This window comes from Phycisphaeraceae bacterium (genome assembly GCA_019636735.1).
GTDB lineage: Bacteria > Planctomycetota > Phycisphaerae > Phycisphaerales > SM1A02 > VGXK01.
Map to the genome: position 1 here is coordinate 75,833 of JAHBWY010000004.1, position 14,607 is coordinate 90,439.

The window sequence follows — 14,607 nt, forward strand, 5'->3', positions numbered from 1 at the left end:
TCTCTCCTTTGAGGGGCAGCATACGCCCCGGATTCATCGACGAACGAACGCCTCGCGCGGCACGCGACGCACGAGGGCATATCCCACCGGCACGACGACAAGATTGAGAAGCGTGGAAGACATCAGCCCTCCAAGAACAACGATCGCCATCGGCGCGAGCAGTTCGCTGCCGGGGCGGCCCGCGGCGAGCGCCAAAGGCAGCAAGCCCAGCGCAGCGCTCAGCGCCGTCATCAGGATCGGCGAGAGGCGCTCCAGCGAACCTCGAAGAATGACCTCGGCGGGTGGACAGTGCTCCACCACGGCCAGATGGCGATAGTGATTGACCAGTAGAAGACCGTTGCGAAGGGCGATGCCGAAGAGCGTGATGAAACCGACCATGCTGGCGATGGAAATCACCGGCACCGGCGCTGACGAGAGGCCGAGCAGGGCAGCGCTCGTCGCCAGTGGACCGGCGCCGCTCGTGCCAAGGATCGACTCGGCGACGATGATGGCTGCGATACCCCCGATGAGGCCGAGCGGCAAGTTCACCATGACGAGAAGAGCCACCGCGGTCGAACCAGTCGCAATGCGAAGCAGCACCACCATCACGAGCAGGACGGCGAGGCCGCCGAGAAGCAGCCTCTTGGCAGCGCTCTCTCTTGCTTCGAATTGACCGCCGTACTCGACGGTGGCGCCCCGAGCGTGCACGATGGGGTCGACCACTTGTCGCACCTCTTCGACCAGATCGCCGAGATTGTGACCGTCGGAGACATTCAAAGAGACCACCGCCTTGCGTCGCCCCCCCTCGCGCGTGATGGCGCCGCTGGTCATTTCGGGATCGATGTCGGCGATCTCGTTCAGGCGCACCATCGCACCGCGGTCGTTGCGCAGAAGGAGATCACGCACCTGCTGGATCGTCTGTCGCTCACCTTCGGCGAGGCGCACCGTAATCGCGAGACGGCGATGGCCGTCGGTGACCTCGGCCACCCTCGCGCCGTGCAGCGCCGACTGCACCTGCCGTGCAGCCGAGGCTGGAGTCAGACCGGCCGCGGCGAGATCCGCGCGACGGAAGCGGATGGAGAGCGAGGGAATCAGCATCTCTCGATTGGCGGTGACATCGCGCGCGCCGGGCATGGGCTTGAGCGCGCCCTCGATGCTGCGGGCCAGTTCGCGCAGTGTTGGCAGATCCTCGCCATAGACATTGATGGCGATCGCCGCCGGCGTGCCCGAGAGAATGTGCGAGAGTCGATGCTCGATCGGCTGGCCGATCTGCACTGATAGTCCCGGCACATCGGTGATGACCTCGGCGACTGCGCGGCGGACGACATTCACATTGGCATCAGGCAGCAGCGCGATATCGATCTCGCTGTTGAAGACAGGCTCGGCGTGTTCATCGCGCTCGGCGCGGCCGGTGCGCCGCGTCACCGTCGCGACACCATCAATCCCGAGGAGGCGCTGCTCAACCATTCGGGCGGCGCGATCGGTCTCGTCGAGCGAGGTTCCCGGTGGGGCCGAGACGAAGACCGTCAGTGATCCTTCATTGAACGATGGAAGAAAGGAGGTGCCGAAGCGCGCGGCGGTCATGAGCGACATGAGCGTCATGACGATCGCGCCCGCCACCACCCAGAAGCGATGCCGCAGCGACCATCGAAGCGATGGTTCGTAGAGGCGCTTGAGTCGAGCCACGACCCAGCCATCACCGTGGCTTCGACTGGCCGAGCCCATCCTTGCACCGCGCTTGACGAGGCCTCCGAGGAAGAGGCTGCACGCCGCGGGAGTCACCGTCAGCGCCACCAGCAGCGAGGCGACAATCGACACCACATAGGTGATCCCCAGCGGTCGGAAGAAGCGACCTTCGACTCCCTCGAGAGCAAAGAGCGGCGCGAACACGACGACGATGATGACCGTGGCCATCACCATCGCGGGCCGGATCTCGTTGCTCGCCTGAAGCACCACCTGGGCGGTCGAGAGGCGATCCGCCTCGGCGCGCCCGGCATTCTCGCGAAGGCGCCGATAGACATTCTCAACATCGATGATCGCGTCATCGACCAGCACGCCGACGGCGACCGCGAGGCCGCCGAGGGTCATCACATTGAGCGTCAGGCCCATGCCGTCCATGACGAGGAGCGCCGCAGCCAGTGACAGCGGCAGCGCCGCCAGCGTGATGAGCGTGGTGCGCACATTCAACAGGAAGAGCACCAGCACCACGGAGACGATGATCACGGCATCGCGAAGCACCTTCATCAGGTTGGAGACGGAGCGTTCGATGAAGTCCGACTGCCTGAAGACGCGTCGCTCGAGAACAACGCCCTTCGGCGCCGCGGCCATCAGGCGGTCGAGAGCCCGGTCCACGGAACGGGTCAGCGCCAGCGTGTTCGTGCCGGGCGACTTCTGTACCGAGAGCACCACCGCCGGGCGGCCCTGGCTCGCCGCGGTGCCGCGCTGCGGTGCGGGACCGAGGCGCACCTCGGCCACTTCACCCAGGCGCACCGGTGTGCCTCCGCGCCGCTCGACCAGAGTGTCCGCGAGGTCGCGGGCGCTCGTGACACGCGCACTTTGGCGAATCGGAAGCTCTCGTCGGTCAACATCTCGAAGGAAGCCGGCACTGGAGGTGTCGTGCGCCGCCGCTGCCGCGCTCACGATGTCATCGACGGAGAGGCCCATGAGCCCAAGGCGCTCGGGGTCGAGATTGACCTGATACTCAGGCAGCTCTCCTCCGATCACGGACACCTGAGCGACACCGGGAACGGCGAGCAGCAGGCGCCTGAGGTCGAACTCCGACCACGCTCGGAGCTCGAGGTCGGAGACGGTGCCGTCCGGCGAGGAGACGGCAAGCAGCATGATCTCGCCGGTGATCGAAGTGATCGGCGTCATTTCCGCATGCGCGCCGGGTGGAAGCGCATCGCGGATGGCCGTAAGCCGCTCCGTCACGAACTGCCGGGCGCGCAGAATGTCCTCACCCCACCCGAACTCAACCCAGATGAGGCCAAGCGATGGTGCGCTCGCACTTCGGACGCGCCGAACTCCGGGCAGCCCCAGCATGGAGGCCTCGATCGGCACGGTGACCGCCTGTTCCACCTCGTCGGCGGCCAGTCCCGGGGCCTCGGTGAGGAGCACCACCGTGGGTGCGTTCAGCTCGGGAAAGACATCGACGGGCATCTCCGGCAGGCGCACGACGGCCCATGCCAGAAGCGCCCCGGCGAGGAGCAGCACCACCGACGCGTGGTGAATCGAGAATGCAATCAGGTGTCGAAGCATGCCTCTCCTCAGTGATCCGCGTGCCAGGTGCCGTCGGCGTGGAAGTGCCCGCCCTTCGGAATGGCGCCGCTCGAATCGACCATGAGCTGATAGGCGCCATCGAGGACGACCTCATCGCCTTCGCGCACACCGCTGCGAATGACGATCCAGCGGCCATCATCGATGCCGAGGTCGGCGTCGAGTCGAATGGCCCGATCGGGGTTGCGCGGATCGCGACGGAAGAGAAGCGCCTTCGCTCCGTCGCGCACCACGGCGCGGAGCGGAATCGCGAGCTCGGGTCGTGCATCGCCATCGACGGTCACCTCAAGAAGTGCCGAGACCCCCGGCCGCGCCCACGCCGGGGGGCGGGTTCCCTCGATGGGCCGCAGCACGAGATCGATGGTGCGGCGATCGGAGTCGGCGACGGGCGCGATGAAGAGGGTGCCGTGCATCGGTGCGGCGCCGGTGGTCTCCGAGGCCAGCGCACCCGAGCCGATTGAGGTCGCCGCAACGGACGATGCCGTCGCCGCTCCCGTGGTTACGGCGGAGGCGCTTCGCCCCGAGTCGCGCACCGATCCGGCGGGAATGGCTACCGCGGTCGGGTGCGCTGGAAGGCGGGCGAGGTCGCCCTGAAGGAGCGCCGCACGGACCTGCACTTGCGACGGATCGACCACTTCGAGAACGGGCGCAAGCGCTTCGACCTGCCCCCCGGAGATGGCGTGGATCTTCGCGACAATGCCGTCGATGGCGGAGCGCCGCTCAAGGCGATCGATCCGCTGCCATCGCGGCTGGCCGTCGTCGAGTCGCTCCAGATCACTCACAGGAACGGCGGTGATCGCCGCCGCTGCGGAGAGAAGCAGGACGGCTCGGGTTCGCGCGGCGTCGAGCTTCGCTTCGGCGTCGCGATTCCGCGCCTCGAGCGCCGCCTCCTTCTCACCCGTCTCGGCGAGTTCGACCTTGGCTCGGGCAAGCTGCGCCCGTGCCTCCGAGAGCTCGCCTCCAGGCGCGCCACCCGCAGCCACGAGGTGTTCGAGTTGCTCGACCCGCGCCGCGCGCAGCGCGATGGTCTCGTGAAGACCCTCCTCGTGATGGCGGTGGGCCAGCATCAACGGCGCGATGCTGGCCACCTCGGTTTCCGAGAGGCGAATCGCCGTGAATGTCTCTGAGAGCTGCTGCTGAAGCTCGCGCCACTGTGGCGAGTCGATGCGAAAGAGCGCCTCGCCCGCGCGGATCGGCTCGAACTCGCTGACGAGAAGCTCCACCACGCCGCTCGCGGGTGAGCGCTCTTCGCGATGGGCTGATGGCGGAAGTTCCACCCGCGCCGGAAGTCGCAGAGTCTGGGCCACCGGTCTGAGCTCCACGCGAGCAAAGGTGATGCCGAGATTGCGCCGCACGGTGGCACCGATCTCGACCCGATTGGTGATGGCCGGCACCTCCTCGGTCGGCGTCGCGGCTGGCGGGGGTTTGGAGCGGTCACATCCGGAGACGATGCTCACCGTCAGCGCGAGCAGCGAAGCACAAGGCCGGAGCATGGAATTGGAGCGAATCATGAGGGGGCATCCTCGAGAGCGGAGCGTGGGGGACCCACGAGTTCATCCTGTGTGGCTGATGAGATCGATTCGGCGAGTCGCGTGTCGATCACTCGGAGCCTCGCGTCGTAGCGGCTCCGGAGGGTTTCGAGAAGGAGCAGGGGATCGACTCGACCGAGTTCGGCGCTCCGCCGAACCTCGGCGTCCTGGAGATCAACCAGCGGGAGCAGATCTCGGTCGAGCGAGAGCCGCGCCGCGCGGGACATCTCGACCCGCACCAGCGCGACCTCGAGCTGCGACTCGATCGACTCGAGAAGACCGTAGAACTCCTCGCGCACGCGGTCGCGCTCGGCGAACGCCTCGGCCACACCCTGCTGATTCCTGTTCCACAGCGGAAGCGGCAGGGAGATGCCGAGCAGCACGCGACCATCGCCCTGGTCCTCCTTGTAGCCGGGGCCGATGGTGATGTCGGGGTACTGACGACGCACTTCAAGTTCGAGCGCCGCTTCGGCGACGGCGTAATGGCTCCGCATCGCGCGAAGAGCGGGATTCCGCTTGAGCCACGCCTCGCGCGCGGAGGTCGGATCGGTCGCTGGTTCGAGCACGACTTGCGGCACGAACTCGACGGGCGCTTCCGGGGCGAGCCCCAGGGCATCACGGAGGAGCAGTTCGAGCTCGCGCCCCTCCGCCTCAACCAGAAGAAGCTCCGCACGGCGGCCCGCGAGTTCAACCTGAAAGAGGCGCGCGTCGACGCGAGCGAGAACGCCGGCGGCTTCGAGTCGCTGCGCCGAGATCGCCACAGCGTCGACCTCACGCACCAGTTCGCGCAGCAGCTCTTCGCGCAGTCGCTGAGCGGACCACTCCATCCAACGCCTGCGAATCGTTGCCCGATGACTCCACTCGCGCGACGCGATCGCGTCGAGCTCCGCGCGGAGCGCCTCATCGGCGCGGCGCTGCAAGGCCTCGACGCGCCCCGAGATGGGAATGGTGATGCCGATCGCAGCCCCGACAATCCATGGATTCGGCACGCTCTGCACGATCCGCTCGATCTCGATGCCGAGGACGGGGTCATCCCAGAGCCCTGCAAAGTCCGCCGTCGCCTGCGCGACGCCCGCACCGCGGCGAACCACGCGAAGTTCTCGATTGAAGACGAGGCCGATCGCCTCCGCCTCGGCGAGCGTGATGCCGTCGGCGGCGTTGAACTCCTGCGATGGGTGATGCGCCGCGGCGAGGCGCCGCGCGAACTCGCGCACTCCCTCGTCGTCCGGTGAACGGACCAGCCACGCCTGGCGCGCGGCTTCCGGATCAAGTGGCGCAGGCTCATAGGAGGCGCACGCCGCCGGTAGCAGGAGGAGCGTGGCGATCAGGAGCCGATGAGCCGCAGTTGTGTTGACGGGAAAGGTCGGTGGCACGGAATGGAACTCGAAGCGCCATGCCCGGGTGAACCCGAGCGAAAGTCGATCAGCCGTGCGAGGAGGACGCGCGCGGCCACGCAGACACCTCACCGACGATCGAACCAAGTCGACCTTCGGCAGGCGCGCGTAGACCTTCTAGACGAGCAATCGAGTTGTGCGCAATCCCGGCGGCGGCGCACCGCCCCGAAGCGGTGCGGCCGGCGCGTGCGTGCCCGTCACCGGCTGCATCGCCGTAACGAGAAGTGGCGTTGGAAGCAGGGCCACGACACACGCCGTCGATGACGCGGTCGGAGCGCCCTGCACCAGTGTGCCGTAGTCACGGCATGAGTCGTTGGTCGGGCAGCATGGTGCGGCCGGCGAGGACTTCCTATCGATGTCGGCCTTGGGCTCAGCCGAGCAGTGCCCGCCGCAAGAGTGCTCGGCGCGAGGCGCGATGGCCCGGATGAGCGTGTGAACTCGCGGTCCATCCAACACGGCCACGACCGTCGAACAGGCGCTCTCTCCGCACACGGGAAGCACAGCGACCCGGCAGCAATGATGCACGCGCAGCATGGCCGTCGCCATGATGAGAAGTGCCACCAACACGGTGGTTGGCTGCCGGTGCATGCGATCGAGTGTAGAGCCGGAGTGACGGGGTGCCAACCGTTTGAGCGCACACTTGTGTCACTCGTTCGGCTCGCGTGCCCTGGTCCAGCTTTGCGGACCTCGCCCCTCGGCTGATCCATCGACGATCGAGCCGTCGCCCCGTTCCGACGGTGTTCGAGGGCCCGCTAGGCTCGTTGCATGCAGGGCCTTTCGCTCGTTCGGTTCGAAGGTCGATGGGCGGTCGCGAAGCTTCCCATCCATGACCCACTCCCCGACTGGGTGCATCGGGCGATCGCGGGAGATCGCTTCGTGAGCCTCACGACAGCGGCAACAGAGCGATCGCTCATCGCGCCCGAAGGGCTCATTCCTCTTGAAGTGAAGGTGGAGCGAGGCTTCGCGCTGCTCGGCGTGCCTGGCGTGATCTCGTTCAGCGAGTGCGGCGTGCTGGCGCGACTGGTGGGGCCGCTCGCGACGGCGGGCATCAGCGTGCTCGCCGTCGCCACCTTCGACACGGACTACCTCCTTCTGCGCGAATCGGAAGTCGAGCGGGCTCGAACTGCTCTGAATGCCGCGGGAATCCCCATCGTCTGAGGGAGATCGACGCGCCCCCGTATCCTCTCCCGCCATGCGACGCCCCGGGCGAATTGCAGCGCTCTTCATGCTGACTTGGCCACTGCTCGTCATGACGGGCTGTGAGAGCTTCTTCATTTCGCTGATCGCCTTTCCGCCGAACGCCGGAGAGACGATCGAGGTCTCGCACGAGCGTGACGAACAGTGCCGTCGGTCGATGCGGGCCGATCACTTCCTGCGCGTGAATGTCGATGAGCCCGAGGCGTCGATCGGCGTGTGGATCATCGACCCGGCGCCGGAGGGCCACGACCCCGTGTGGCCCGGCGCCTCGCGGGACTCTGCGTTCGATGCCGCGGGGGGAGCGAGCCCGCGGGGGACGATCTTCATTCTTCACGGGGTGACCGACGGCCCATTCTGGGTGCGTGAGCGTGCGCGTGCCTTTGCCCGGCACGGCTACCGCGCGGTGCTCATCGGGCTGCGGGGCTACGCCGAGTCGACCGGTGCCGTGCGCGGCTTCGGCGTGCTCGAGCGCAGTGATCTCGTGTCGGTCGCCAATGCGCTTGAGCGACTGGGGCTTCTCGTTCCGCCGCTCGGAGTGTGGGGTGTCTCTTACGGCGGGGCCACGGCCATCCAATACGCGGCGATCGATCCGAGGGTCCGCGCGGTCGTCACGGTCGGGGCCTTCGCCGAGATGCTCGATGCGGTGCCCACGGCCATTCGCGCCACGGTGCCGGTGCTGCCGTGGTTCTACTCCGATGCGGAGTTGCGCGGATTCGCCTGGGTTGCGGCGCACGCTGGTGGCTACCACGCGGAGCAGGCCAGCGCCGAGGAGAGCATGCGCCGCATTCGCGCTCCGGTGCTGCTCATTCACGGGGACTGGGATGCGATCGTTCCGCCTGAGAACGCCGAACGCCTGCACGCTGCGGCGCCGGACCGCTCGCGCGTCGTCACGATCCCGGCGACTGGACACTTCGGGACATTCGTCGACATCGGAGGTCGGGTCCAGAAGGCATCGATCGAGTGGTTCGATGCCTGCTTCGACCCGCCCGCCGAGGCGGCGATTGCCGCTTGGTCGCGCGCCGCCGCACGCGAGGCCGACTCCGATGATGCGGAAACTGAGCAGCCCACCCCCGAGGTCCAGCCGCGCGTGAAGGTCTGGTCGATCAAGCTCCCCGAGCGTTTCACCCTGCGAGAGACACCGGCCGAGGGTGAGGTGCAGCCGTGATCTTCGGCGCTCCGCCAAGTGTGCCCATGGCGTGGGGCCTGCTGGTGGTGGCAGGTCTCTTTGAAGTGGGCTGGGCGGTTTCGATGAAGTACTCCGAGGGGTTCACGCGTCCGTTCGTGACGCTGGTCACCGTCATCCTCTTGGCGATCAGCATGGTGCTGCTTGCCATGGCGCAGCGCTCGCTGCCGCTGGGGACGGCCTATGGCGTCTGGGTTGGAATTGGCGCCTTCGGTGCGGCGCTCATGGGCATCGTGCTCTTCAAGGAGCCGGTCACCTTCGTTCGCATCCTCTGCCTGAGCGCGCTGATCGCTGCGATCGTGGGCCTGAAGCTCACCAGCACCGCCGAAGCTGGAGCCTCATGAAGCAGCCGCGGTTCGTGCGCGAGGTGTGGGCCCAGGCGTGGCCCACTGTCATCACGATGCTCAGCTACACGCTGATGCAGTTCGTTGATGCGCTGATGGTGGCGCAGGTGAGTCCCCTGGCGCTCGCGGCGCAGGGCAGCGGCGGCGTGTGGAGCTTCGCGCCGCTTGCGTTCCTCTTCGGCACGCTCTCGCTGGTCAACGCCTTCATTGCCCAGAGCTTGGGCGCGGGGCGGCGCGACGCTGTCGCCCGCTACGCGTGGGCGGGACTTTGGATGGCGGCCATCACCTGGGCGCTCGTGATGGTGCCATGGGGCGTGGCGCTGCCGTTCATCTTCGGAGCGCTGCCCCATGAGCCGGAACTGGTCAGGCTCGAGACGATCTACGGCCAGATTCTCGCCTTCGGTGCGCTCATTACGCTGACCTCGAAGTCGCTGAGCAACACCTTCTTCGGACTCCAGCGGCCCCGAGTCATCACGGTTGCGGCGATCGTCGGCAACATCGCGAACGGTCTCGCGAACTATGTGCTCATCTTCGGCGAGCGCGGGCTTCCCGAGTGGGGACTGCCCGGTGTGCCCGGAGTGCCAGCGCTCGGGGTTGCCGGCGCCGCGCTCGGAACGCTGCTGGGCGTACTGGTCGAGGTGATGATTCCGCTGTGCCTCTTCCTCGGTCGCTCGATGAATGAGCGCTACGGCACGCGCCGCGCGTGGCGATTCCCACGCCGCGAGTTCATCGACCTCCTGCGCGTCGGATCGCCCGCCTCGATCCAGTTCGGCAACGAGATTCTCTGCTGGGCGGCGTTCATGACCATCCTTGTGGGGAGTTTCGGCTCCATTCACCAGACCGCGGGATGGGCCGTCCTGCGCTACATGCACCTCTCGTTCATGCCCGCGGTCGGATTCAGCGTCGCCGCGACAAGTCTCGTCGGTCGATCAATCGGCGAAGGGCGCCCTGATCTTGCGCTCAAGCGTGCGCGAACGGCCACCATCATGGCCACGATCTACATGGGGATCTGCGCGCTGCTGATGGTCGTGCTGCGCGAGCCGCTTCTCGCCATCTTCGCGTCAGGGCCCGGCACCTCGCCCGATGAGAGCGAGCGCATCATCTCGATCGGCAGCAAGCTCATGATCTGCGCGGCGGTCTTCCAGGTCTTCGACGCCGTCGGCATCGTCTACAGCGGAGGTCTGCGCGGCGCGGGCGACACCCTGATTCCGGGCATCGCCACACTCGTGCTGAGCTGGGTTCTCATCGTCGGGTTGGGGTGGGCGTTCGTCCACTTTGCACCAGGGCTCGAGAGCCTTGGACCGTGGATCGCCGCCGCCGCGTACATCATCGCGCTCGGGATCTGGATGGGGGTACGGTTTGAACGGGGCCGCTGGATGAGCCGCCGGTTGGTCAAGCCCGTGGCTTCCGCGTAAGGCCGCTCGGTTGAGCCACTCCGGGGGCAGTCGCTATCCTCTCCCGATTCGAGTTCGGCAGGTCCCGCGCGGGCGCCTCGACCCACGATGACCGCCGCCATGGCGAACCCAGGAGCACGCATGAGTCAGCACGGTCTTGACACGGTCATCGGAACGAAGGCGGTTGCAGCGGACCCGCGAGCGGCGGCCGAGCACTTTGAGCGTGGTCTCACGCTCGAGGGCGATGGCCAGCGCTGGGATGCGATCGAGGAGTTCCGGCTTGCGGTTGAGAAGAACCGTTCGCCCGCGCATCTCTTCCGCCTCGCCTTCGTCGCGGACCTCCTGGGCTTCGACGACGAGGCGCTGCGCACCTACGAGGAGATCGCCACGCTTCCCGAGCCGCCGATCAACGCGCTCGTCAATCTCGCCATCCTCCTTGAAGACCGGGGCGACTTCGCACGAGCCGAGCGCCTGCTGCGCAAGGTGCTCGACACCGACCCCAATCATCCGCGTGCCCGCCTCTTCATCCGCGATGTGCAGGCCAGCAAGACGATGTACTACGACGAGGATCTGGCGCGCGACGCGGCGAAGCAGAACGCCATCCTCGATACGGCGATCGGCGACTTCGAGCTTTCCGTGCGCAGCCGCAATTGCCTCAAGAAGATGCAGATCCGGACGATCGGCGACCTCCTTCGCATCACCGAGGCGGAGCTGCTCTCCTACAAGAACTTCGGCGAGACCTCGCTGGTCGAGATTCGCAGCATGCTTGCGTCCAAGGGACTCCGACTGGGTCAGGCTCTCGATTCGGGCCACTACGCCCGCATCCGTCGCGAGGTGGCCGAGACGCTCAAGGGAACCGTGCCGGACACTGTGCTCAATCGGCCTGTCGGCAGCCTTGAGCTGAGCGTCCGGGCCCGCAAGGCGCTGCAACTCCTGAATGTCCAGACCCTCGGGGACCTCGCCAGCCGCACCGAGGCGGAACTCATGGGCATCAAGAACTTCGGGCAGACGAGCCTGGAGGAGATCAAGGCGCGACTCCAGGAGAGCGGTCTCCAGTTGCGGAGCCTCGAGTAGTCCTGAGCCGATAGTGCTCTCATGAAGGGCGCCATTCAAGCTGCACGCGGACATCGCCTCTTTGTGGCGGGTGTCGGTGCGCTCGCGCTGCTGGTGGTCATCACCGCGTGGATCGGACCGGCGGGTTGTCAGTCCGGCAATGACTCTTCGTCGGTGCGACGGCCCGACCGGCCGGCATCGCCGCTTGATGAAGCGGTCGATCTTCGCAGGCGCCCGGGCGAAGCCGAGGTAATGATGTCGGCGATCCCAGAGCTTCCGGAGGAGCGGCCTCTACCACCATCGAGCGAGCCCATGGTGCGCATTCGCGTGGCAGCGCTGCGCGGGCAGGCCGCGGAGTTGAGTGTGCCCGGCGGTGACTTCCTGGTCGGAGAGATCGACGCCTCCCCCGCATCGATGGAGCAGGTCTCGGCGCCCCTCGTTGTTCGCCACGATGGTCGCGGCTGGATTCTGCGCGAGGGCTCGGGGGCGCTCCACCGCGAGCGGCGCATTGATCATCAGCGGCCGCTCCAGGTGCGCGGCGTGACCACGGCGCGAGGGGGCTCGATCCAGACCACCGTGCCGATCTCGTATGCAGGTCAGCGCTGGCCCGGCGTGATGCGCCTTCACCCCCGCAGTGATGGCCAGGGCTTGGATCTGGTGGTGCTGGTCGAGATGGAGCGCTATCTGCCCGGCGTCATCGCGAAGGAGCTCTATCGAAACTGGGGCCTCGAGACCTATCGCGCTCAGGCCATTGCGGCGCGAAGTTACGCCGTCGTCGAGGCGGCGCATTGGGCGCGGCGCCGCCACTTCGACATGGTCGCTGGCGAGGCGAGTCAGGCGTGGATTGGTGAAACTGACAATCCGACGGCGACGCGCGCCGTCTCGGACACGCGCGGCATGCTGCTCGTCTATGACGGTCGAGTCGTTCCTGCCTACTACTCGAGTTGCTGCGGCGGTCACGCGGCCGACGCCTTCGAAACCATCACACGAAATCCGAATCATGACATTCCTCCGCTGGCCCTGGGGCGGCAGCCGGCGGGTCGACGGCCGAACTGCTGCCGTCAGTCGCCCACTTGGACCTGGACTGAGCGCCTGCCCGCAGCGGAGGTGGCGCGCCGCCTCTCGGCATGGGGCGCCGAGGCGGGTCGCGCGGATCTCGGCTCGATCCGGGGCCTCTCGCAGATCTTCGTTTCTGGCGTGAATGCTGCGGGGCGAACCCAGGCGATCACGGTCATCGACAGCCGCGGCACGCGCGTCGAGATTCCAGCCGAGACCTTCAGGTTCGCCATCAACGGCGCGCCAGCCGATCCATCCCGCTCCACCTCGGGCGATGCCGCGCCGCGGCGAACGCTGAAGTCGAGCAATGTCGAAGTCGCGCTGGAAGGAGAGATGGTGCTCGTCGCAGGTCGCGGTCACGGTCATGGTGTCGGCATGTGCCAGTTCGGTGCCGAGGCGATGGCACGAGCGGGGCGCTCCTGGCGCGACATCCTGCTTCTCTACTATCCGGAAGCGGTGCCGAGCCGCTGCTGGTGATCGGTCGCGGCCTCACGCGTCACTCATTGAGCCGCACGAAGGAGTCAGGGAGGCCATGTTCACGGGCATCATTGAGCAGATGGGGACGGTGACAGCGCTCGTCGATGGTCCAGAGTCACGGCGGCTCTCCATCGAGGGCGGTGCGTGGCCCCCGGATCCGAAGGCAGGCGAGTCGATCGCCGTGAACGGCTGCTGTCTCACCCTGGCCTCGTCGGGAGCGGGAACCCTTGAGTTCGATGTCATTCCTCAGACTCTCTCTCGCACCACGCTGGGCGGCTGGCAGGTGGGGCGTCGCGTGAACCTCGAGCGCTCGGCGACGCCATCGACGCTGCTCGGCGGGCACTTGGTCCACGGGCATGTCGATGCGACGGGGCGCGTGCGCGCGCTCAGTCGAAGCGGCGAGTGGCGTCTCACCATTGTCGCCCCGGCCGAAGTGGCGCCCTTCCTCATGCCGCGCGGGAGCATCGCCGTCGACGGCGTCTCCCTGACAATCGCCGCGGTGAATGGAAGCGACTTCGAGGTCTGCCTGATCCCCGAAACCCTCGCACGCACCACGCTCGGCGTGCTGCGCGAAGGCTCCCTCTGCAATCTCGAAGCGGACTCGATCGCCAAGATGGTCGACGCCGCGGTGCGACACCGCCTCGGTCGCCGAGCGTCAGGCTGACCCCATCGTCAGCGTGCCCCTTCGAGCCAGCGCCGCACGGATGCATCGACTCGCGGGCGGTCGCGGCGCGACCACGCCTTGAGATGCTCGGGGTTCAGGCGCGTTGGCAGCTCCTTCGCGGACATTGGCTCGAGTGCATCGATCACGCCGACCCAGAAGGCGATGAGACCGACGATGCGCTCGGGCGGACACCCCAGTTCCCGCAGGGCGGCGAGAGAGAGATCGCCGTCGCGCTTGCTCAGGCGCCGGCCCTCGTCATCGAGCACCAGCGGGAGATGCCACCATCTCGGCGGCAAGAATCCAAGCGCTTTGGCGAGCACGCTCTGAATGGCCGCCGACTGGAGGAGATCTTCACCGCGAACGACATCGGTCACGCCGCCAGCGGCATCGTCAACGACGACGGCGAGTTGATAGGCCGCAACGCCCGCCTTGCTCCAGACGATCGGATCGCCCGGGTCATCGGCAAGCGGGAAGGCATGGCGCCCCATGACCTCGTCATGCACCTCGACGAGCGCATCGTCCATTCGGAAGCGATGGTTGATGGTCCGCGCCTCGAAGCGCCACTTCGGACCGAGGGCAGGTCGGAGCGCACGGGGGAAGCAGAGTGTGGCACCGTCGCCGTGCGGGGCGCTCGCGGGGGAGGCAGGTGCCGTTGCCGCGCTCTCGGCGCGGACCTTTGCGCTCACCTCTTCGCGCACCGCTTCGCGAGCCTCTGCGCTGACATGTGCGCGGACCTCGGCACGGGAGTGCGGGCTTTCAAAGACCAAGCCGCGTGCCGAGAGGTTTCGCATCGCGTCTTCGTATCGGGCCCCTCGAGTGGACTGCCGTTCGGACTCCGAGTCCCACTCGATCCCGAGCCATCCGAGGGAGCGTCGGATCTCCTCCTCGGCTCCAAGCTTCACGCGGGGGGCGTCGAGGTCCTCGATGCGAAGCAGCAAACGCCACCCCGAGGCCCGAGCCAAGGCCCAATTGACCATGAAAGTCGAGGCGTTTCCGAGGTGAAGGGCGCCGGTCGGGCTTGGTGCCAGCCTGGAGCATGGGGGGGTAGCCGAAGTCCTCAC

Annotated in this window: 12 protein-coding genes; 7 read left to right on the forward strand and 5 right to left on the reverse strand. The window is 67.1% G+C overall.

The features are described 5' to 3' along the window. Positions 1-33: 33 nt before the first annotated feature. From KF724_06430 to KF724_06445, 4 genes are all read right to left on the reverse strand, one after another. A complete protein-coding gene (locus KF724_06430) occupies positions 34-3,237 on the reverse strand; it encodes an efflux RND transporter permease subunit (GenBank protein MBX3355316.1) in 3,204 nt (1,067 codons plus the stop codon). An 8-nt stretch (positions 3,238-3,245) separates the two neighbouring features. Beyond that, positions 3,246-4,766, reverse strand: a complete 1,521-nt coding sequence (locus KF724_06435) for an efflux RND transporter periplasmic adaptor subunit (GenBank protein ID MBX3355317.1) — start codon at positions 4,764-4,766, stop codon at positions 3,246-3,248. Then, complete coding sequence (locus KF724_06440; protein ID MBX3355318.1) at positions 4,763-6,157, reverse strand: TolC family protein; 1,395 nt, start codon at positions 6,155-6,157, stop codon at positions 4,763-4,765. Before KF724_06440 ends, KF724_06435 begins: the two co-directional genes overlap by 4 nt. A gap of 138 nt (positions 6,158-6,295) precedes the next feature. Then, a complete protein-coding gene (locus KF724_06445) occupies positions 6,296-6,766 on the reverse strand; it encodes a hypothetical protein (protein MBX3355319.1) in 471 nt (156 codons plus the stop codon). Positions 6,767-6,943: 177 nt separating this feature from the next. Between KF724_06445 and KF724_06450 the strand changes: the two genes are divergently transcribed. The 7 genes from KF724_06450 (at position 6,944) to KF724_06480 (ending at position 13,546) form a co-directional block, all read left to right on the forward strand. Next, positions 6,944-7,336: an ACT domain-containing protein gene (locus tag KF724_06450; protein MBX3355320.1), complete on the forward strand. Its 393-nt coding sequence runs from the start codon at positions 6,944-6,946 to the stop codon at positions 7,334-7,336. 34 nt (positions 7,337-7,370) lie between these two features. Continuing rightward, positions 7,371-8,540: an alpha/beta fold hydrolase gene (locus KF724_06455; protein ID MBX3355321.1), complete on the forward strand. Its 1,170-nt coding sequence runs from the start codon at positions 7,371-7,373 to the stop codon at positions 8,538-8,540. Between the two features lie 26 nt (positions 8,541-8,566). Beyond that, positions 8,567-8,902: a multidrug efflux SMR transporter gene (locus tag KF724_06460; GenBank protein MBX3355322.1), complete on the forward strand. Its 336-nt coding sequence runs from the start codon at positions 8,567-8,569 to the stop codon at positions 8,900-8,902. Then, a complete protein-coding gene (locus KF724_06465) occupies positions 8,899-10,317 on the forward strand; it encodes an MATE family efflux transporter (protein ID MBX3355323.1) in 1,419 nt (472 codons plus the stop codon). Before KF724_06460 ends, KF724_06465 begins: the two co-directional genes overlap by 4 nt. A 120-nt stretch (positions 10,318-10,437) precedes the next feature. Next, entirely contained in the window at positions 10,438-11,370 is a 933-nt protein-coding gene (locus tag KF724_06470; protein ID MBX3355324.1) for a tetratricopeptide repeat protein, read from the forward strand. Between the two features lie 21 nt (positions 11,371-11,391). Continuing rightward, positions 11,392-12,882 (forward strand): SpoIID/LytB domain-containing protein, encoded by a 1,491-nt coding sequence (locus KF724_06475; protein ID MBX3355325.1) that lies wholly within the window; start codon positions 11,392-11,394, stop codon positions 12,880-12,882. Between the two features lie 55 nt (positions 12,883-12,937). Beyond that, positions 12,938-13,546 (forward strand): riboflavin synthase, encoded by a 609-nt coding sequence (locus KF724_06480; protein ID MBX3355326.1) that lies wholly within the window; start codon positions 12,938-12,940, stop codon positions 13,544-13,546. Positions 13,547-13,554: 8 nt separating this feature from the next. Here KF724_06480 and KF724_06485 read toward each other — a convergent pair whose 3' ends face one another. Beyond that, a complete protein-coding gene (locus KF724_06485; protein MBX3355327.1) occupies positions 13,555-14,607 on the reverse strand; it encodes a hypothetical protein in 1,053 nt (350 codons plus the stop codon).